The organism is Nocardia sp. NPDC051030 (assembly GCF_040683015.1).
Lineage (GTDB): Bacteria > Actinomycetota > Actinomycetes > Mycobacteriales > Mycobacteriaceae > Nocardia.
In genome coordinates this window covers 112,455-130,949 of record NZ_JBFBCD010000003.1, presented here as the reverse complement: position 1 = coordinate 130,949, position 18,495 = coordinate 112,455, and the positions used below count along the sequence as shown (strand labels likewise).

At 65.0% G+C, this 18,495-nt stretch carries 20 protein-coding genes and 1 pseudogene; 10 read left to right on the top strand and 11 right to left on the bottom strand.

Going from position 1 to position 18,495, the window contains the following annotated elements:
- Positions 1 to 87 precede the first annotated feature (87 nt).
- Together AB0N05_RS09675 and AB0N05_RS09670 are read right to left on the bottom strand one after the other, a co-directional pair.
- On the bottom strand, positions 88 to 732 hold the full coding sequence (locus tag AB0N05_RS09675; RefSeq protein WP_364690040.1) for a DedA family protein: 645 nt from the start codon (positions 730 to 732) through the stop codon (positions 88 to 90).
- Between the two features lie 209 nt (positions 733 to 941).
- Positions 942 to 1,349: a MerR family transcriptional regulator gene (locus tag AB0N05_RS09670; RefSeq protein ID WP_364690038.1), complete on the bottom strand. Its 408-nt coding sequence runs from the start codon at positions 1,347 to 1,349 to the stop codon at positions 942 to 944.
- A gap of 49 nt (positions 1,350 to 1,398) precedes the next feature.
- Here AB0N05_RS09670 and AB0N05_RS09665 point away from each other — a divergent pair, with 49 nt between their 5' ends.
- The gene (locus AB0N05_RS09665; RefSeq protein WP_364690035.1) at positions 1,399 to 2,298 is read left to right on the top strand and encodes an NAD(P)-binding domain-containing protein; all 900 of its coding nucleotides are present in this window, start codon (positions 1,399 to 1,401) and stop codon (positions 2,296 to 2,298) included.
- Here AB0N05_RS09665 and AB0N05_RS09660 read toward each other — a convergent pair.
- On the bottom strand, positions 2,289 to 2,825 hold the full coding sequence (locus tag AB0N05_RS09660; RefSeq protein ID WP_364690032.1) for a hypothetical protein: 537 nt from the start codon (positions 2,823 to 2,825) through the stop codon (positions 2,289 to 2,291). The genes AB0N05_RS09665 and AB0N05_RS09660 overlap by 10 nt on opposite strands.
- Before the next feature lie 280 nt (positions 2,826 to 3,105).
- Here AB0N05_RS09660 and AB0N05_RS09655 point away from each other — a divergent pair, with 280 nt between their 5' ends.
- On the top strand, positions 3,106 to 3,552 hold the full coding sequence (locus tag AB0N05_RS09655) for a hypothetical protein (RefSeq protein WP_364690029.1): 447 nt from the start codon (positions 3,106 to 3,108) through the stop codon (positions 3,550 to 3,552).
- A gap of 199 nt (positions 3,553 to 3,751) precedes the next feature.
- Here the strand turns inward: AB0N05_RS09655 and AB0N05_RS09650 are convergent, their stop codons facing one another.
- Both AB0N05_RS09650 and AB0N05_RS09645 read right to left on the bottom strand, forming a co-directional pair.
- Positions 3,752 to 4,138, bottom strand: coding sequence for a nuclear transport factor 2 family protein (locus tag AB0N05_RS09650; RefSeq protein WP_364690026.1), 387 nt, complete (start codon positions 4,136 to 4,138; stop codon positions 3,752 to 3,754).
- Between the two features lie 82 nt (positions 4,139 to 4,220).
- Positions 4,221 to 4,793, bottom strand: coding sequence for an NAD(P)H-dependent oxidoreductase (locus tag AB0N05_RS09645; RefSeq protein ID WP_364690023.1), 573 nt, complete (start codon positions 4,791 to 4,793; stop codon positions 4,221 to 4,223).
- 102 nt (positions 4,794 to 4,895) lie between these two features.
- On the opposite strand from AB0N05_RS09645, the gene sigJ reads away from it, so the two are divergent.
- Positions 4,896 to 5,786, top strand: a complete 891-nt coding sequence (gene sigJ / locus AB0N05_RS09640; protein WP_364690020.1) for an RNA polymerase sigma factor SigJ — start codon at positions 4,896 to 4,898, stop codon at positions 5,784 to 5,786.
- Between the two features lie 273 nt (positions 5,787 to 6,059).
- Positions 6,060 to 6,512, top strand: a complete 453-nt coding sequence (locus AB0N05_RS09635; RefSeq protein WP_364692238.1) for a GtrA family protein — start codon at positions 6,060 to 6,062, stop codon at positions 6,510 to 6,512.
- 30 nt (positions 6,513 to 6,542) lie between these two features.
- Here AB0N05_RS09635 and AB0N05_RS09630 read toward each other — a convergent pair whose 3' ends face one another.
- From AB0N05_RS09630 to AB0N05_RS09620, 3 genes are all read right to left on the bottom strand, one after another.
- A complete protein-coding gene (locus AB0N05_RS09630) occupies positions 6,543 to 7,916 on the bottom strand; it encodes an FAD-dependent oxidoreductase (RefSeq protein WP_364690017.1) in 1,374 nt (457 codons plus the stop codon).
- A gap of 122 nt (positions 7,917 to 8,038) precedes the next feature.
- A complete protein-coding gene (locus AB0N05_RS09625; RefSeq protein ID WP_364690015.1) occupies positions 8,039 to 8,551 on the bottom strand; it encodes a DUF3558 family protein in 513 nt (170 codons plus the stop codon).
- 140 nt (positions 8,552 to 8,691) lie between these two features.
- Positions 8,692 to 9,186, bottom strand: coding sequence for a hypothetical protein (locus tag AB0N05_RS09620; protein ID WP_364690012.1), 495 nt, complete (start codon positions 9,184 to 9,186; stop codon positions 8,692 to 8,694).
- Positions 9,187 to 10,468: 1,282 nt separating this feature from the next.
- Here AB0N05_RS09620 and AB0N05_RS09615 point away from each other — a divergent pair.
- Together AB0N05_RS09615 and AB0N05_RS09610 are read left to right on the top strand one after the other, a co-directional pair.
- Positions 10,469 to 10,681 (top strand): annotated as a pseudogene (locus AB0N05_RS09615) (acetoacetate--CoA ligase); the annotation flags it as partial.
- Between the two features lie 124 nt (positions 10,682 to 10,805).
- The gene (locus AB0N05_RS09610) at positions 10,806 to 12,314 is read left to right on the top strand and encodes a DUF222 domain-containing protein (RefSeq protein WP_364690009.1); all 1,509 of its coding nucleotides are present in this window, start codon (positions 10,806 to 10,808) and stop codon (positions 12,312 to 12,314) included.
- Positions 12,315 to 12,358: 44 nt separating this feature from the next.
- On the opposite strand, the gene AB0N05_RS09605 is transcribed toward AB0N05_RS09610, so the two are convergent.
- From AB0N05_RS09605 to AB0N05_RS09595, 3 genes are read right to left on the bottom strand one after another with little or no spacing between them, the layout of a single operon-like run.
- The gene (locus AB0N05_RS09605; protein WP_364690006.1) at positions 12,359 to 13,138 is read right to left on the bottom strand and encodes an RNA ligase family protein; all 780 of its coding nucleotides are present in this window, start codon (positions 13,136 to 13,138) and stop codon (positions 12,359 to 12,361) included.
- A 52-nt stretch (positions 13,139 to 13,190) separates the two neighbouring features.
- A complete protein-coding gene (locus AB0N05_RS09600) occupies positions 13,191 to 13,799 on the bottom strand; it encodes a transcriptional regulator (protein ID WP_364690003.1) in 609 nt (202 codons plus the stop codon).
- 13 nt (positions 13,800 to 13,812) lie between these two features.
- Positions 13,813 to 14,403 carry a helix-turn-helix domain-containing protein gene (locus AB0N05_RS09595; RefSeq protein WP_364690000.1) on the bottom strand — a complete coding sequence of 197 codons (591 nt, stop codon included), beginning with the start codon at positions 14,401 to 14,403 and terminating at the stop codon, positions 13,813 to 13,815.
- Positions 14,404 to 14,518: 115 nt separating this feature from the next.
- On the opposite strand from AB0N05_RS09595, the gene AB0N05_RS09590 reads away from it, so the two are divergent.
- The 4 genes from AB0N05_RS09590 to AB0N05_RS09575 all read left to right on the top strand — a co-directional run bounded on the left by AB0N05_RS09590 (position 14,519) and on the right by AB0N05_RS09575 (position 18,458).
- Positions 14,519 to 14,929 (top strand): DUF4345 domain-containing protein, encoded by a 411-nt coding sequence (locus tag AB0N05_RS09590; protein WP_364689997.1) that lies wholly within the window; start codon positions 14,519 to 14,521, stop codon positions 14,927 to 14,929.
- Between the two features lie 76 nt (positions 14,930 to 15,005).
- Positions 15,006 to 16,379 (top strand): glutamine synthetase family protein, encoded by a 1,374-nt coding sequence (locus AB0N05_RS09585; protein ID WP_364689994.1) that lies wholly within the window; start codon positions 15,006 to 15,008, stop codon positions 16,377 to 16,379.
- Positions 16,360 to 17,100, top strand: coding sequence for a gamma-glutamyl-gamma-aminobutyrate hydrolase family protein (locus AB0N05_RS09580; protein WP_364689991.1), 741 nt, complete (start codon positions 16,360 to 16,362; stop codon positions 17,098 to 17,100). The genes AB0N05_RS09585 and AB0N05_RS09580 overlap by 20 nt, the downstream gene beginning before the upstream one ends.
- Positions 17,097 to 18,458, top strand: coding sequence for an aldehyde dehydrogenase family protein (locus tag AB0N05_RS09575; protein ID WP_364689988.1), 1,362 nt, complete (start codon positions 17,097 to 17,099; stop codon positions 18,456 to 18,458). Before AB0N05_RS09580 ends, AB0N05_RS09575 begins: the two co-directional genes overlap by 4 nt.
- The last annotated feature ends 37 nt before the right edge of the window (positions 18,459 to 18,495 follow it).

The window sequence follows — 18,495 nt, the reverse complement described above, 5'->3', positions numbered from 1 at the left end:
ACCACCTACCAATCTCGGTCGCCTCGGTGGAGGTCCAGAAGGTGAGGATGGTGGTCAGTCCGATCACGCCCGCGATGCAGGGCGCGGTCACTCGACCGGGTGGGTGGCCTTGTACTCGGCCTCGGCGGTGCGCCCGCGGCGGCGTTCGCGAATCTTCCAGATGATCAGCGCCACAATGACAATGCCTACCGCCCCGAACGCCATATCCCGGCCGACGGTCTTTGCCACCGCCTCATAGGACTGTCCCGCAACGAACCCGAGCACCACGAACGTTGTGCCCCAAACGATCCCACCGATGGCATTGAACTTCAGAAAGCGCGGATACGGCATCTGCGAGGTGCCTGCCAGTGCGGGCATCATCGCACGGAAGAAGGCGGTGAAGCGGCCCAGGAAGACGGCCCAGCCACCTCGCCGAGCCAGGAACTCCTGAGCGCTCTCCACCCGGGCGCGATGCCGATCCAGTATGGATGCCTGCAATATCCGCGGTCCGACCCGCTTCCCGACCTCATACCCCACGCTGTCCCCCACAATGGCCGCACCAACCACCAGAACGATCATCGCCCACAGCGCCACATGCCCCTGACTGGCCGCCACCCCACCCAACACCGCCGCCGTCTCCCCCGGCACCACGAACCCCACAAATATCGCGTCCTCGACAAACACCAATAGCGTGACGATGACGTAAACCCACACCGGCGCGATATCAAGGATCCGGTGCATCAACGAACTCATGCCCGCAACGATATCCACCATCCTCGCCCCCCGACACCGATGCAGCTCAGTGCGACACCTGGATGCCGATGATTCCGACAAGCGCGGCATGCGTTTCCGCGTCCGCCGCAGCCACCGCCCGCCGGGACGTCCGAGGGAGCTGTGGTGGTGGGAAATCGGGCGAGATTCCGCGTTCAGTGCTCCTTGATCTTGATCGCGGGTCGCGGATCTCAGGCGGGGACGGGGTCCGCGACCGCACCGTCGAATGGGGGGTAGTGCTCGTCGGCCATTTGTTCGGCTGCGGTGATGTAGGTGGTGAGGGCCTCGCGGGATTGGGCTAGGCGGCGGATTTGGTCTTCGATTCGGTCGAGGCGGGATCGCATGGCGGCGATGAGGTCTGGGCAACCGGCTAGTTCGGGGACTTCGCCGATTGCGCAGGGTAGGAGGTAAGCGATGTCTTCGGAGGATAGGCCTGCGGCTAGGAGGTGGCGGATTTGTTTGACACGGAGGGGGGCGTCTTCGTCGTACTCGCGGTAGCCGTTTGCTTTGCGGTCTGCCTCGAGGAGTCCTTGCGCTTCGTAGTAGCGCAGCTGGTGGGTGTTGACGCCTGTGCGGCGACTCAGTTCTCCGATACGCATCGAAACCTCACTTGACCTTCACACCGGTATCAACGTTGACGATGTTGCCATGAGCAATGAAAACGCTTCTCCCGTGACGGTTATCGGACTCGGATTGATGGGTCGGGCGCTGGCTGGTGCGTTCTTGAAGGCCGGGCATCCGACGACGGTGTGGAACCGCACTTCCGTCAAAGCCGACCAGTTGGTAGCAGCAGGCGCACATCTGGCCCCAACCCTCGCCGACGCACTTCAGGCAAGTCCGCTGACAATCATCTGCGTCACCGACTACCAGGCCGTGTACAAACTCCTCGACGCGAACGAGCCCAGCCTGCGAGGCACCACGCTGATCAACCTCACCTCCGGTGACTCGGCGCAGGCCCGCGAGGCCGCCGGTTGGGCCGAGCAGCACGGAGCCCATTACCTCGACGGCGCGATCATGGCCATCCCCTCGACAATCGGCACCCCCGACGCGGTGATCCTGCACAGCGGCCCGCACTCGGACTTCCACGCGCACAAGGCAACTCTCGAAGCACTGGGCACCGTCGAACACCTGGGCCCGGATCACGGCCTGGCCTCCCTCTACGACACGGCAGGCCTGACCATGATGTGGAGCGTCCTCAATGCCTGGCTCCACGGCACCGCTCTACTCCGAACCGCGGGCATAGACGCCGCCACCTTCGCCCCCTTCGCCCAGCAGATCGCCACCGGCGTAGCCGAATGGCTCCCCGGCTATGCCACCCAAATCGACAATGACTCCTTCCCCGCCGAAGTCTCCACCCTCGAAACCGACGCCCACACCATGACCCACCTCATCGAGGAGAGCGAGGCCGCGGGAATCAACACCGAACTCCCCCGCCTGATCAAGGCAATGGCCGACCGCGCGATCGCCGCCGGTCACGGCTCCGACCAATACCCCGTCCTGATCAAGGAATTCACCAAGCCCAGTCACAACCGGCAGGGTCAGCGGTGATCGATCAAGCGGACGTGAGGGGCGAGGGTTTGGAGGGCGGCTGACAGTTGGACGGTGTCGAGTTTCCAGCCGGTGATTGTTCTGGCGCACTGCATCAGTCGCTCGTCCGGGGCTCCGCTGAGGGCTGTGGCCGTGGACATCAGTGCCCGGCGGCCGTTCGTGGCGGGGTGCAGAGGTGGGGCGTCGGTGCGGCGGAGGATTCCGATCCATGGGAGGTTCTGGGCGGTGTGTTGGCGCCATAGGACCACGGCTTCGAGGTCGGGCCAGGGTAGGTGTTGGGTGGATTTTCGATAGCGCATGGGAGCGCCGCCCAGCGTGATGCCGGTGTGATCGATGCGTAGAGCGACCTTGCGGGACAAGGAGTTCGCCAGGATGAGGAGGCCACCGAGGCCGAACAGCAGCAGCATGACGATCCGCAGGGCGGTGGACATATCGGGGATGAAGATCGTGGCTGCCACGAACAACCCGGATATCAGCAGCACGAGCACTGTTTTTGGGTTGAAGCCGTATCGCTCTTCGTAGATCATCCCCCACACCCGGTGCCGGACCGGGCCCTCCTTCGGCCACACGTTAGCACCGCCCCGTGACCACAATCGCGGCAAGGATTTACGACCGATAGCCGTGTAAGAGCGGGCTGCGGGAACTATGTGGATTCGGGATGAAAGGGGCGTGGACCGGCTTTCGGGCCGGTTTCGCGGGTACCGTCGGGCACCGATCGGCACCGCAATCAGTGGTGCTACGGAGTAATCGGGGGTCAGTCAGTTGAAGCTTCACAGGAGTGGGCGGATTGCGGTTGCCGTGCTGGCAGTGTCGACGGTTTTGGGGCTGTCGGCATGCGGGAGTGACGCGAAGGAGCCGAAGCACGCCAAGACCTCGCAGACGAGTGTGACGCAGACGAACTACCCGCCGACGCCGACCGTCGACCAACTCAATGCGGAGTTTCAGACGGTTCTGGATCCGAACGTTCCGAATGAGCAGAAGCTGGAGTTCATGCAGGGCGTTTCGGCGGACCCGACGCTCCCGCAGCGGCTGGCCGACATCTATAAGCAGAACAATGCGACCGTCGTCGTCACCGGTGTCACCGATCTGGGCAATGGGACCGTGACCGCCGACGCCCAGGCGAGTATCGGTGGTGGACAGCCGCAGCAGGTGGTCGTCCCGTTCGTGGCCGAAGGGGGCAAGTGGAAGGTGCAGAAGGAGTGGATCTGCAATACGTTGTCGCTGGGCAACCAAACCTCGCCCGCCTGTAGCTGATTCACCTCAGTCGAGATCGATTCGGATGGTGAGCATTTCGCCTCCGGCTGCGAGCCCGCGCAGGGCGATGATGAAACACTCGCGAATTGAACTCCAGCCCCCACAGTGGCGACATCGCCCGAACCCCCTGAGACCGTATGCGATCGACGATCGTGTCCGAGTGTAGTCGGCGGTGCGTAGCGGGGGCGTGGCCTTCGACTCAGGGCTCGAGGTCGGATACTCCCTTGCCGCTCGCATTATCGAAGGGGACGGAGGCCTGGTCGTGGGTGATCAGCCAGTCGCCGTCGATCTTGCGGTAGCAGAGGGTGATTCGGACCCACATGCCTTTGGTTTCCGGCCCGTTGGCGAGAGTGCCGCTGAGGCGACCGAAGCCGTGGGCGAATGCCACGTCTTCGCCGACGGTGAGGGTCAGGTCGCGGATCTCGTAGGTCACGTCTTCGAAGAGGGTGAACACGGTGGCCCAGTTCTTCATTTTCGCCGCGATCCCGACATGCTGGAGCGGCGGCTCGACGTCGAAGGATACGACGTTGATGGTGTAGAGCTGTTGCAGGCCTTGGAGATCCTTGAAGTGGATCGCTTCGGCCATCTTTCCAACTTGCTGCCTGATTGTGGCTTCGTCCAGTTCGCGTTGCGTAGGCATCTCTACCCACTCCCTTCTGTATCGAATGTCAGGCGACGGTGAGCGGCGCGCGCAGCGGCGCGAGCGCATCGCTCCAGGTGACAACCTGCTCCAGCATCCTGTTCAGTCCCGTGACATGCCGCTCGCTCGGCGTGAAGACGGTGTGGTCCTCGAAATCGGTGAGCACCGAGATCGCGACATAGTGGCTCACATCGGCCATACCCAGTGCGCCACACACCAATCGCAGCTGACCGACCGCGAGGACGCCGCCACCCACCCCGTAGGAGACGAAGCCGACCGCCTTATTAGCCCATTCCGCGAACAGATGGTCCAGGGCGTTCTTCAGCGCTCCGGGCGCGGAGTAGTTGTATTCGGGCGTCACGATCACGAAGCCGTCGAACGGGGCGATCCGCTCGGCCCAGGCCCGGGTGTGCTCGTTCGCGGAAGGGCCGAACATGGGCGGTACCGCCTCGTCCAGGTGTGGTAGCGGGTGATCGCACAGATCGATGAGCTCGAACTCGGCGTTGCCGAGGCGAATCGCTTTGTCCAACACCCACTGCGCGACCTGCGGGCCTCTACGGTTGGGACGGGTACTGCCGAGAATGATGGCGATTTTGGTCATGTCCTACCGACGACGCAGCCGTCCGGAATGTCAGGCCGCCTCACATTCCGGGTCGCTGTTTCGTCGGTTCGGTGAGGGCCCGCATCGACCGAAGGAGCCGAGATGACCGATCCGAACCTCAGTGCGGTGATCAGCGAACGCCGTCAGCTGATCAACCTCGCGTATCGGTTGCTCGGCTCGCTGGCCGAGGCAGAGGACGTCGTGCAGGAGACCTACGCCCGCTGGTACGCGCTTTCCGAGCCGCAGCGCCGTGAGGTGGCGAATCCCGGAGCCTGGTTGACGACGGTGGCCAGCCGGATCTGCCTCGACCTGCTCGGATCGGCGCGCGCCAGGCGGGAACGCTATGTGGGCGAATGGATTCCGGAGCCGGTGCCGGACAGTTCGGAATGGCTCGGCGCTCCCGCCCCCGCCGATCCCGCCGACCGGATCACCCTCGATGAGTCGATCAGCATGGCCTTCCTCGTCGTCCTGGATTCGCTGACGCCCGCCGAGCGGGTGGCGTTCGTCCTGCACGATGTCTTCCGCTACTCCTTCGCCGAGGTCGCGGACGTGGTCGGGCGCACTCCGGCGGCCTGCCGTCAGCTCGCCTCCTCCGCACGCCGCCGCATCCGCACCGCGTCGGAGCCGTCGAGCACGCAGCGCGCCGAGGTGGTCAGGGACTTCAAACGAGCTTGGGAGACCAGCGATATCGGGGCGCTGATCGGCCTGCTCGATCCGCAGGCGATCGCGACCGCCGACAGCGGCGGCCTGGCTCAGGCCTTCCGGCACCCGATCGTCGGCGGCGAACAGATCGTCCGCACCTGGCTCGAGATCACCGCCCGGGCCCCGCAGGTCACGCTGATCGAGCGCACCGTGAACGGCCAGCCCGGATTGGTGGCGCGGCTCGGCGACAGCGTCGTGTCGGTCTACGCGTTCGATATTGCCGACGGCCGGATCACCCGCATCTGGGCCATCCGCAATCCGGAGAAACTGCGGCCTTGGACCGTGAGCTGAACCGCGGCGGAACTCGAACCGTACCCACAGGTACCTGACAGGCCGCGCCAGGCGGTGCCTTCATGACCGCCCGGAGCATCTCGACACCACCACCAATTACCCCACCTGACCAGTACGAACATCACGTCAGCGGCCGTGTCAGCGCCGCGTCAGCGCGATGACAGCTCCGTGACAGCGCGGCTCGCGAAAGTATCCCTCGTGAACAGCACAGCATTCGCCACCCCCGGTACCGCCTTCGCCGACCAGTCGATCCTCGACGACCTCGATCGGATCATCGGTGCGGGCGAAGAGCTGCGCACGACATCCCTCGATCGGCTCGCCCGCCTCGGCCGGTACCTGCGCGGTGACCATGTCTTCGCCCAGCTGATCCGCTTCGCCCTGGTCGGCGGCTCCAGCAATATCGCCTACGTCCTGCTGTTCATGGCCATGAGCGGAACCGGCCCGCTCATCGCGAATATCGCCGGTTCGATCGTCAGCACGATCATCGCGAACGAACTGCACCGTCAGCTCACCTTCCAGGCGGCCGACCGAGTCAACTGGTTCACCGCTCAGATAGAAGGCGGCGGCCTGGCCCTCATCGGCCTCGCGATCAGCACCGCGGCCCTCGCCGCCCTCGGCTTCTGGGCCCCCGGCCTCGGCGAAATCGCGCAGGCAACCGCCGTAATCGTCATCATGGCCGCGGTCGGCGGAGCCCGCTTCCTGGCCCTGCGCGGCTTCGTCTTCTGAGGTGTACGACTACCGAAACCCCTGGCGGCGCTAGGGGTTTCGGCGGACTGCGGTGACGGCTTTGCGGGCTGCGACCAGGATCGGATCCCAGACCGGGGAGAAGGGCGGAGCGTAGCCGAGGTCCAGGGCGGTCATTTGTTCGACGGTCAGGCGAGTGGTGAGGGCTACCGCGGCGATGTCTATGCGTTTGGCCGCGCCTTCTCGGCCTACGATTTGGACGCCCAGGAGACGGCCGGTTCGGCGTTCGGCGAGCATCTTCACCGTCATGAGGGCGGTGCCGGGGAAATAGCCTGAGCGACTGGTGGATTCGATGATGACGGTGACGTATTGGAGGCCTGCGGTGCGGGCGTCTTGTTCCCGGAGGCCGGTGCGGGCTACTTCGAGGTCGCAGACTTTGCTGATGGCTGTGCCTACTACGCCGGGGAAGGTGGCGTAGTCGCCGCCTATGCCGGATCCGATGATTTGGCCGTGCTTGTTGGCGTGGGTGCCCAGGGGGATGTGACGGAGAGAACCGGAGACCAAATCCAGGACCTCGACGCAATCGCCTCCGGCCCAGATGTTTTCGTGGCCTCGCACGCGCATGGAAAGGTCGGTGAGGATGCCTTCGTTCGGGCCCAGGGGGAGACCGGCGGCGCGAGCCAGGTCGATATTGGGGCGGACGCCTATCCCCAGGACGACTACATCAGCCTCGTATTCGGCGTCGGAGGTGGTGACGGCTCGTGCGCGACCTGCCTCGTCGGCGCGAATGCCGGTCACCTCGGCATTGCTGACTACCTGAATGTCCATGCCCTCCATGGCTTTACGCACCAGAGCGCCCATATCAGGGTCGAGGGTGGACATGGGCTCCGCACTGCGGTTGACCATGGTGACCTGGTAGCCGCGGTGGATGAGCGCTTCCGCCATCTCCACGCCGATATAACCCGCACCCACCACTACCGCGCGCCTGCCCTCAATTGATTCGAGGGTGTCGATCAGTGCCTGACCATCGTCGAGCGTTTGCACGCCGTGCACGCCCTGCGCATCGATGCCGGGCAGCGGCGGCCGGATCGGAGTCGCCCCGGTGGCGAACACGAGTTTGTCGTAACCAGTCCAGGTTTCAACCCCGGACTCCAAGTCCCGCGACCGCACCCGCCGCCCGTCGATATCGATCTCCAACACTTCGGTCCGCAGCCGCAGATCGATATCCCGCGCCCGATGCTCCTCGGGCGTCCGCGCGATCAGATCATCGCGTTCCTCGACCTCACCACCCACCCAGTACGGAATCCCGCACGCCGAATACGAGGTGAAATGCCCGCGCTCGAACACCACGATCTCGAGCTCACCCGGTTTCCGAAGCCGCCGCGCCTGCGAGGCCGCCGACATCCCGGTCGCATCCCCACCGATGACCACCAACCGCTCACTCATGCCGCTCACGTTACGAGACTCCGGAGCAAAGCCTCGTCACCGCACGTACGGAGACAGTCGCGCGTGGCTCAACGGGTGGCGGGTTGCCGCCGCCGCAGTGTCCGGCCGAAGTCCTCGTGCGGTCAGCGGTCACCAATGCTTGGTTCGAGGATCGCGGATACCCTTTCGGCGCTTGGACAGTTGTTCGCGTCGAAGTAGTTCACACTGATGCTCAATACCCCGGTGGCGGTACGGAGGTGGACTGCGCAACCAAGTATGGACTGCGGACCAACGTACGCATCGCGACCGTTGATCTGGGTGACGGTAGGTGCCTGCCCGCCAGGGCTATTGGCAACCGACTGTGCCGAGGCGAGATAGGCCTCATAGGTCCGAGGGGGAGCCACGCCGTTGGGATGCTCGAGACCCAAGCTGCCGGAGCGACCGGACGAAGAGATCCGGCACCGCACCGAGTAGGGCGTAACGCCCTGCACGGACTCCTTCGTGGCCGGATCAAACCCAGCACTCTTTATCGCGTTGTCCGAGATTTCCGCACAAGGATCAAACATCCCCGTCGGAGTGCTCTCCGAGTCCGAACAGCCACTCACCGCCCCGAACGCCAGACCCACAACAAGAACGCCAACCAGCTTCGCCCGCATGCCTCAACCGTTCCCGCACAACCATTCCGGCCACCAGAACCGATCCGGCCACAACCTTATCGACGTCCCTCAGAACGCCCGGGTCGCGGCATTACAACGCGTCACGTAGCCCATCAGACCGGAACAGCGCCGACTAGATATCAGTCCTTGAGGTCGTGTGCGACCTGGACCAGGAACGTGGTCACCGCCTGGACGTCGGCGGGCTTGAGTAGCTCCTGTTCGGGGCTCTCCTTCACGAATCGCATTTCCGCACTCCAAAGTCCGTCCTGGACGTGGACTTCCGTCCAATACGGCAGCGGGGCTCCTACCCACGCTTTCCCTTCGAAGCCGGGAACTGCCGGGTAGTCGGTGGGTATGCCGTCGATTTCGCCGTCGTCTATTCGTGGGTTGTGTACCTGGAGCGCGCCGATTAGGCCGAGGCCGGAGTGGCGGCCGGTACAGATGGTCGACCATCCGACGGTGCCGCCCTCTTCGAAGGTAAGAGTGTCCGCCGCAGCGTCTGTGATCGACAGCGAGCTCCGCAGAAAGGTCTGGTAGCGATCACACAACTTCGCGCCGTCGTATTTCGAGGGTCGAGTGAAATGGACCGACGGACCCGAACATGAGGAGCAGCCGAACACCGCGACCAGCGTCAAAACGACTAGGATGACAACGCGTTTGGTTCGCATCGTATGGTTGGCGCGGTCACCCTGGTCCGCCACCAGCGACCGCCAGACCAGATCGAATGCCGCGCGCCGATACACTCTGTGCTTGCGCTGCACCCCGGCGAGCACATCTGAGCGGCTCCGCAGTCCCAGCCACGCCCGCAACATCACAATCCGCCCCCACATCCACAAATACCGCTACCCGCGGCACACCGAAGCGGATCGTAGCCACTGCACCACGATTCAGTCATCCGACAATGTCGGGGATGTAGCTCCGGGCCGATCCGGCACACTAACGCCGGTGCAAGCTACCAATCCAGCGCGATCAGCGGCATGACAGGATGCCGCGTTCGGAAGGCACTGCAGCGATCGCGTCCGGCCTGAACATGCAATTAGACCCATGAACAGTCAGAAAACTGACCAGCAACAGAGGTTAGTGCATGAATAGGCCGGTAATCCGGACCTCGGCAAGAGCGGACATTTAGCGCCGCAGCGGATCTCACCCGCCAGCCTCATCGCTTTGGCCGGTTTAAACAGCGCGATACGCGGCAGTTGCGGATGTATCGCCGACGCACCAAATCATCCCAGCGGGGCAGCCACGGGACTGCGTTGTGGGCAAAGCTCTGCTTGACTGGCACCAGGTCTGCGTGATGGTCCAACGCCATTATCGTGACTCCGACAAAGCCGGCCTCATCGCCTTTGGACGCCACGGTCGATCCGCAGACCGGGCAAAACCCGCGACAGACCTACTGAAAGTCTCGAACCAGGCCGGTTCCCCGCCTGGCCCAGTCCACTCGAAGCCCTCTACGGGGAAAGACACCCAGGACATCACCGGCGCACCCGAAAGCCGCTGGCAGTGCACACATGAGCACAAATGTGGGAAGTCCGGTTCGCCGGTCGCGGAGAACCGGATATTGCCGCAGAGACAGCCGCCGTTCAGAGTCTGTGACACGTCGCGAATCCTACCCAGCCACACTGACACTCAGTCCGCCTCCGGCCGTGGTGACACGCCCTCGATTCGGCATGAGCGAGTGTTCGTGGGTCCCCCTCGGTCAGCGGCTCCGGCTCAGGTCATGCTCAGCCGACCTCCTGGAGTGAAAGTCGGCTCAATATGTCCTGTGTGGCAACAAGGTTGGGTGGCAAGCCCCGAAGGGGCACGGCAGTACATCGGAATTGCATTGATTGATGGGTGATGCTCGATTCCCACCTCGGGCGGCGCGGCCCGGCAGTCGCCCCCATGCAGGTCCCATGGTGGACCCCACCCGTCTCCCGCATCCGCACCGAGGTATCCGCGCGGCATGTGCCCGACGAAATCATCCAGGCGCCGGGTATTCCCCGCACCCGGACAGGTAAGAAGCTTGAGGTTCCTTTGAAACGCATACTGCAGGGCGCAGATTCAACGACGGTCGTTGACCCGACTGCGGTGGATTCGCCGGAGTTGTTGGCCTGGTATGCCTCTCGTCGCGTACAAGCCGCTATGAAATGAGGACAAATGCCGCGAATGGTTGTGGATAAACAGCCCGGTTGCGAACAACGAGATAGTCTGAATATCCGCAGTTCAGATGCTGTATTCCCTTCTCTTGCTTGATCATTCACGGTAGAATTAGCACATGAGTTCGAACAGGGAAGTTCTCACCGCATCGGGGGCCGGTACGCTGGCCACCGCGGTGAATGCCCTGCTCGACACCTCCCTCACCGCACTGCCCGAATCCGATCTCACCGCACTGCTGCACGAGATCGAAACCAGCACCCGCCAGTTGGCCGCACTCGGACACCGACTCCTGGTCGAAGCGTGCGAACGGTCGCTGCCCCAGCGAGTGGGGGCGGGATCACCGGTACGGTTCCTGGAAGAAACCCTGCGCCTGTCCCACGCCGATGCCATCGCGCGCGTGAACGCCGCCAAGCACCTGGGGACCTGGCATGACGTGAGCGGGCGGGCGTTGGCGCCGATGCTCGCGCACACCGCGAACGCGCAAGCCGCCGGGGAGATCTCCGCCGATCATGCCCGCGTGATCGCGAAGATCACCGACCGGATCCCGCACCTGATCCCGCGCGAGGACCGCGAAGCCGCCGAACAGATCCTGGTCGAGTTGGCGCGCTCCGCCTCCCCGGATGACCTGATCAAGGTCGGTGCACGCATCCTCGATCACCTGGACCCGGACGGCACACTCACCGACGACTCCGACCGCGCCCGCCTGCGCGGGATTGTGATCGGGCGCCAGCGTGCCGATGGGATGTCCCCGATCAAGGGTGAACTCACCCCGAGCCTGCGTGCCCTGCTCGACCCCGTGTTCGCGAAGCTGGCACGCCCGGGCATGTGCAACCCCGAAGACCCGCAAAGCCCGTGGGTGGCCGATGATTCGGTGCCGCGCGAGCAGGTCGAACAGGCCGCCCAGCGGGATCACCGCAGCGCCGCACAACGCAATCACGATGCGTTGCAGGCGTTGCTGCGCCCGGAGATGGGACCGACCGAACTCGGCTCCCATCGTGGGCTGCCGGTGTCGACGGTGATCACCATGTCTTTGGCCGAGTTGGAGTCCGCCGCCGGTGTCGTCACCACCGCTTCGGGTGGGACGGTGTCGATTCCGGCCGCGTTGAAGCTGGCGGAGAAGGCGTTGCCGTTCCTGGCCTTGTTCGATCATGCGGGTATGCCGCTGCACCTCGGGCGTGGGCAGCGCCTGGCCAACCCCGCACAGCGGCTCGCGCTCATTGCCGCCGAGCGGGGCTGCACCCGCCCGGGCTGCAACGCCCCGGCCACTCTCACTGCGGTGCATCATGTGTCGGAGTGGGCCGACGGCGGAAACACCGACATCGAAAACTTGACGCTGGCGTGCGATCACTGCCACGCCTTGGTCAACGACGGCCCCGACGGCTGGAAGACGGTGAAACTCGGTGCTGATTCGCAGTTCCCGGGTCGTACCGCGTGGATCGCACCGGCGCATATCGATCCGACCGGTACGCCGCGCGTGAATCACCGGCACCATTCCAAAGAGCAGTTGGCGCTGGCGAAAGCCCGGATCCGGGTCCGTGAGGAACGCGATGCGCGCGCGGCATGGTTCCACCGCCGTACTACCGCGCAGCGCACCGCCGCACTGGCCTGCGCCCACGCCAATATTTGAACACCCTCCCAACGTCACCGCCTAGGCCACTCGGTGTGGCGGGCTCACCGGGCGGCGGGCTGCCGTCGCCGCAGGGTCCGGTCGTAGTCCTCGAATCGGGCCTTCGCGATGACCGACCGATCCGGGGTGCGCAGCACGATCCCCTCCGGGTGACCGCCACCGCCCTCGTCGAGCCCGCATCGGGTCATCGGCATGTGCTCGGCGAGGAATTCCCGCATCGCACCGATCTCGCCGGGCAGTTCCGAGCCGTCCACGGTGAACAGGCGCGGGGTGAGTTCCAGACCCGACCGATCGGCAGCGGCGGCCAGTTCGGGCTCGGGTGCGAAGGGCTGCCCGCCCGCCTCCCGCCAGGCCGAGATCGCCGCGACCGGCATGGCAAGGACGGACTGGAAGTCCCGCAGCTCAACCATGTCGAACAGGCGGTAGCCGACGGTCCGGGTCCCGGTGTACTGCTTGCTTGCCGCGGTGATCTTGCCCCCGTAGAGCTCCAGGTAGTACACCCGGATCGCCTCCGCGACCGGCGGCAGCGCATCCGCGAACTCACGCAATGCCGCGACGATCCCCTGCGCCGGATTCCCGATCAAATCCCCTTTGGCGCACAGCAATTCCTCCCGGCTGCCCAGCAGCCAGGAGCCGTCGGGCAGGCAGATCACTCGCGAATTGCTCCCGTCGACCTTCTCGGTCCCGATGACCGGTCCACGAAACTCGGTGAAGGCATCGGTGAGCGACCCACGTTCACCAAGCTGGTGGTAGGTCTGAATGGACGGATACTTGGTCGCGCTATTGAGCGCGTCGAGATCCGCGGTGCGCACGTCGAAGGTCATCGGTGCATCGTGCAGAACCGCATCACCGCATGTCCAGCCAATTTCCGGCGAGTCAGTCGGGGACGTTCCAGAAGGCGAGTTCGTGACGCATGCCTTCCAGGAAGAGTGTTTCGGCACGTGCGGGATCGGCATCGGACTCGTCGAGCATTTGGGCGCAGCGGCGGGTGAGTGCGGCGAAGCCCGGATCGGAGTAGGTCTCGACCCAGCGGCGGTAGCGGGGCTCTTGCGGGAGGTTCCGGGCGAGGATCGAGCCGAGGGTGGAGTAGCCCCACATGCAGGGGTAGAGCGCGGCCAGGCCGTCGGAGTAGGAGGCGGCCGAATCGAGTAGGAATGTCGTATATGCCTGGCACGGCGCGCCTTTCACCGCGCCGTCGAGGTCGGCCCCGAACTCCCCCGCCAGCGAGCGATGCAGCGACAGCTCCTCGTGATAGGTGGCATGCGCCAGATCCACCAGGTCGCCCAGATGCGCCGCGGGCGCTTGCCACGCGAGCCGGGAGAACACCCGCACATAATCCAGTAGGAACAGGTAGTCCTGTTCGAGCCAGGATCGAAAGACCGCTTCCGGCAGCTCACCTTTGGCAATACCCACCACCGTGGGGTGTTCCAGCTGCCGCTCGACCAGCGGGAAACCTACATCCTCGAGATGCGCCGAAAGACTCATACACCAGAGTCAATCAGGTGCGTTCATTCTGCTGAATGGCGGACATCGCGCCCGCCAGTGCGCCGATGCAGGTGTCGCGCAGCTGTTCCCGGGTCAGGGTGCCGCGTTCGAGCCAGTCCAGGCACAGGCTGTGGACGAAGGTGAGCCAGGCCATCAGGATCGCGGCGGCGACCTCGCGCGGTAGGTTGCCGGGGGCGACGGCGTCGAGCATGCGCTGCTGTACGGCGACGAGTTCGCCGGTGATGATGGCTTGAATGACCGGGTCACCGGCGAGTGCCCGGTTGGCGGCGAGCACGGTATTGCGGTTGGCGGCGAAGTAGTCGAAGTGGGCGTCCAGGCCCGCGGTGACCTGTTCGTGCAGTGGGGTGCCGGAGTCGAGTTCGACTGTGGCGGCCAGGGTGTCGGCCGCGAGCTGGTAGATCGCCGCGAAGAGGGCGCGCTTGTTGGGGAAGTGCCGGTAGAGCAGTGCGCGCGAGATGCCCGCGCGATCGGCGATCTCGTCCATTTGGACTGCGTCGTAGGGGCGTTCGGCGAAGATTCGCGCGCCGACGTCGAGTAGTTCGGCGCGACGCTGTTCGGGGGTGAGTCGGCGGCGGGGTGGCACGCACCCACACTAGTTGACGCGCGTCTACTAGCGGTCGTAGGCTGCATGCACAGCTAGTAGACACGCATCCACTAAGGGATGTCGCAGGCATCCTCCACTCGGGGAAGGGGCGGCGATGCGCACCGCATTGCAATGGATTCTCATCGTCTTCGGAGTCGGTTGCGCGGCAATCTCCTTGTCGCACATCGTGATCGGGCCGAGCACCATTCCGGGTGCGAATACCCCGAACCCCAGCTTGGACGGCGATATCCGCATGGTGATGGTGTTGTTCCTCGCCTTCGGCATTGCCTGTGTGTGGGCGGCGCGGGATCTGGACAAGCATGCCGGGCTGATTCATCTGCTCATGCTGCTGTTCTTTGTCGGCGGCCTGGTCCGGCTGCTGACCGTGGCCTATGTGGGCTGGCCGAACGCGTTCTTCCTCGCCATGATCGTGTTCGAACTCGCCCTGCCGCTCATCGTGACGCCCATGCTGCAACGCGTCACCGGCCGTCAGGCCTCGAACGACCTTGTCGCACTGACCCGATAACTGGCATTGCGTGTTCCGGCACGCACCGGCCCCCGCTTCGCTTAGCGTGAGCAAGTTGATGCCGAGAGGGGTCTTGATGCGAGCCGGAATGCTGACTGCTGCCGATCTTGTACAGCAGGTCGAGGCGGGAATGCTGGACACCGTGTTGGTCGCCATGACCGACATGCAGGGGCGATTGCAGGGAAAGCGTTGTTCGGCGCGATATTTCGTGGACGAGGTGCTGAACCACGCCACGGAGGCGTGCAACTACCTGCTGGCCGTCGATGTCGATATGACGACGGTCGACGGCTATGCCATGTCCTCGTGGGACACCGGATACGGCGACTTCGTGCTGCGACCCGATCTCACCACGCTGCGGCTCGTCCCCTGGTGGCCGGGCACCGCACTGGTGCTCTGCGATGTGGAGCAGGTGGACCCGCACGGGGCGACCGGACAACCGGTCAAGCCTTCACCCCGGCAGGTGCTGCGCGCCCAGCTCGACCGCCTGGCCGAGCACGGCCTGCACGCCTATGTCGGCACCGAACTCGAATTCCTGGTCTTCGACGACAGTTACGAGGCGGCCTACAGTGGCGGCTACCGCGACCTGACGCCAGCCAACCAGTACAACGTCGACTATTCGATGCTCGGTACGGCCCGCATCGAACCGTTGCTGCGCCGCATTCGCAATGAAATGTCCGGCGCGGGAATGTATGTGGAGTCCGCCAAGGGCGAATGCAATCCGGGACAGCACGAGATCGCCTTCCGCTATGACGAGGCGCTGATCACCTGCGACAACCACAGCATCTACAAGACCGGTGCGAAGGAGATCGCCGCCCAGGAGGGTCGCAGCATCACCTTCATGGCCAAATACAATGAGCGTGAAGGCAATTCGTGCCACATTCACCTCAGCCTGCGCAATGACGCGGGTAAGCCGGTCTTCGCCGGGGACGATGCCGACGGCGGATCGGCACTGATGCGGCACTTCATCGCCGGACAGCTCGACTGCCTGCGCGAATTCACCTATATGCTCGCCCCGAATATCAACTCCTACAAGCGATTCCAGGCGGGCAGCTTCGCGCCGACCGCCGTCGCGTGGGGACGAGACAATCGAACCTGCGCGGTGCGGGTCGTCGGTCACGGTCCCTCGCTGCGCTACGAGAACCGCGTACCGGGCGGAGATGTGAATCCGTATCTCGCCGTCGCGGCCTCCATAGCGGCCGGACTGCACGGCATCGAACAACGGTTGCCCCTGGAACCTGAATTCCACGGCAATGCCTACCGGTCCCAACGCCCGCGCGTCCCCCGCACCCTGCGCGAGGCCGCTCAACTGTTCGGCGACAGCAAGATCGCTCAGGCCGCCTTCGGCGACGAGGTGGTGCGACACTACCGGAATGCGGCCCAGGTCGAACTCGACGCCTACGACGCCGCGGTGACCGATTGGGAGCGAGTCCGTGGCTTCGAACGACTCTGAGACGCGCAGGCCGGTCATCGGCCTGCCCACCTACTCCGAACGCACCCGGTACACGCAGTGGGATGTCGACAGCGCGGTACTCCCCCGCACCTATGTCGATCTCGTCGCGCAGGCAGGCGGCATCCCGGTACTGCTCCCGCCCGCCGGACCCGCGCGCCCGGAACTCGTGGAGCGGCTGGACGGACTGGTGCTGACCGGCGGCGCGGATGTCGTCCCGTCCCGCTACCACGCCGAGGCACATCCCGAGACGCTCGGAACCCGTCCGGACCGGGACGAATCGGAGTTCGCGCTCTTCGAATACGCCCGTGCCGCGAGCATGCCGGTACTGGCGATCTGCCGTGGCCTGCAGCTCGTGAATGTGGCGCTCGGCGGCACACTGCACCAGCATCTTCCGGACGTCGTCGGTCATGCCGACCACTCCGGCGGCATGGGCACCTTCGGCGTCACGACCGTCCGGACCCTGCCCGGCAGTCAGGTCGCCGAGATCGTCGGCCCCGAGGTGAAGGCGCACTGCCACCACCATCAGGCGATCGATACGCTCGCCCCCGAACTCACCGCCACCGCGCACGCTGCCGACGGCACCATCGAGGCGGTCGAAACCGGCTCCGGCCCCTTCCTGCTCGGCGTGCAATGGCATCCGGAGGAGAACACGACCGACGACCGGCTCATGCGAGCCCTGGTGGAGCGGGCGACAGCATACGAAAGGGAACGCAACCGGTGACTACGACGCAGCTCGTCAACCCCGCGACCGAAAAGGTCGTGGCCTCCATCGAATTGGCCGATGAGGCCGCGACGGATGCCGCCATCGCGCGCGCCCAGCAGGCCGCGCCGGGCTGGCGCGATATCGCACCGGGCGATCGCGCCCGCCTGCTGCGCCGATTCGCCGAGGCCATCGACGCCGACCTCGAGAATCTGGCCCAGCTCGAGGTGCGCAATGCGGGCCACACCATCGGCAATGCCCGCTGGGAAGCCGGTAATGCCCGCGACGTGCTGCATTACAGCGCCGGACTGCCGGAACGCCTGCTGGGCAATCAGATTCCGGTCGCCGGTGGCGTCGACATCACCTTCCACGAACCGCTCGGCGTGGTCGGCATTATCGTGCCGTGGAATTTCCCCATGCCGATCGCGGCCTGGGGCTTCGGCCCCGCGCTGGCCGCCGGGAACACCGTGGTGCTCAAACCCGCCGATCTGACCCCGTTGACCGCGATCCGTCTCGGTGAACTCGCACTGCAGGCGGGCCTGCCGGAGAACGTCTTTCAGGTGATTCCCGGCCGGGGCTCGGTGGTCGGCGCACGGTTCGTCACCCATCCCGCCGTGCGCAAGGTGGTCTTCACCGGCTCCACCGAGGTCGGCAAGCAGATCATGGCCGGATGCGCCGAGCAGGTGAAGCGAGTCACCCTCGAATTGGGCGGTAAGAGCGCCAATATCGTGTTCGCCGATGCGGATATCGAGAAGGCCGCCGCCACGGCCCCCTACGGCGTCTTCGACAATGCCGGGCAGGACTGCTGCGCCCGCTCGCGGATTCTGGTGCAGCGCAGCGTCTTCGATCGATTCCTCGAACTGCTGGAACCCGCGGTCCAGGGCGTGCGCGTCGGCGATCCCGCCGATGAGGCCACCGAGATGGGACCGCTCATCTCGGCCGCGCACCGCGAGCGGGTCGCCGGATTCCTGGAGCCGTCCACCAAGGTCGCGTTCACCGGATCCCGGCCCGAAGGCCCCGGATTCTGGTTCCCACCAACGGTTGTGCTGCCCTCGGGCCCCGAGGATCGGGTGCTGACCGAGGAAGTGTTCGGCCCGGTCGTCGGCGTCCTGCCCTTCGACGATGAGGCCGACGCCCTGCGCATCGCCAATGACACCGAGTACGGCCTGTCCGGCTCCATCTGGACCTCCGATGTGGGCCGCGCCCTCCGCGTCGCCCGCGGCGTCGAGGCCGGAAACCTGTCGGTGAATTCGCATTCCTCCGTGCGGTATTGGACCCCCTTCGGCGGCTACAAGCAGTCCGGCCTCGGCCGTGAACTCGGCCCCGACGCGGCCCGCGCGTTCACCGAGACCAAGAACGTCTTCATCGCCACCGACTGAGGCCGAGACGCCCATCCCCCATCAGACACAAGGAGTC

Bases quoted from the DNA above. Each gene is read 5' to 3' on its own strand.
- AB0N05_RS09675 (WP_364690040.1), bottom strand. From the start codon at position 732: ATGAGTTCGTTGATGCACCGGATCCTTGATATCGCGCCGGTGTGGGTT.
- AB0N05_RS09670 (WP_364690038.1), bottom strand. From the start codon at position 1,349: ATGCGTATCGGAGAACTGAGTCGCCGCACAGGCGTCAACACCCACCAG.
- AB0N05_RS09665 (WP_364690035.1), top strand. From the start codon at position 1,399: ATGAGCAATGAAAACGCTTCTCCCGTGACGGTTATCGGACTCGGATTG.
- AB0N05_RS09660 (WP_364690032.1), bottom strand. From the start codon at position 2,825: ATGATCTACGAAGAGCGATACGGCTTCAACCCAAAAACAGTGCTCGTG.
- AB0N05_RS09650 (WP_364690026.1), bottom strand. From the start codon at position 4,138: ATGGCCGAAGCGATCCACTTCAAGGATCTCCAAGGCCTGCAACAGCTC.
- AB0N05_RS09645 (WP_364690023.1), bottom strand. From the start codon at position 4,793: ATGACCAAAATCGCCATCATTCTCGGCAGTACCCGTCCCAACCGTAGA.
- sigJ (WP_364690020.1), top strand. From the start codon at position 4,896: ATGACCGATCCGAACCTCAGTGCGGTGATCAGCGAACGCCGTCAGCTG.
- AB0N05_RS09630 (WP_364690017.1), bottom strand. From the start codon at position 7,916: ATGAGTGAGCGGTTGGTGGTCATCGGTGGGGATGCGACCGGGATGTCG.
- AB0N05_RS09625 (WP_364690015.1), bottom strand. From the start codon at position 8,551: ATGCGGGCGAAGCTGGTTGGCGTTCTTGTTGTGGGTCTGGCGTTCGGG.
- AB0N05_RS09610 (WP_364690009.1), top strand. From the start codon at position 10,806: ATGAGTTCGAACAGGGAAGTTCTCACCGCATCGGGGGCCGGTACGCTG.
- AB0N05_RS09605 (WP_364690006.1), bottom strand. From the start codon at position 13,138: ATGACCTTCGACGTGCGCACCGCGGATCTCGACGCGCTCAATAGCGCG.
- AB0N05_RS09600 (WP_364690003.1), bottom strand. From the start codon at position 13,799: ATGAGTCTTTCGGCGCATCTCGAGGATGTAGGTTTCCCGCTGGTCGAG.
- AB0N05_RS09590 (WP_364689997.1), top strand. From the start codon at position 14,519: ATGCGCACCGCATTGCAATGGATTCTCATCGTCTTCGGAGTCGGTTGC.
- AB0N05_RS09585 (WP_364689994.1), top strand. From the start codon at position 15,006: ATGCGAGCCGGAATGCTGACTGCTGCCGATCTTGTACAGCAGGTCGAG.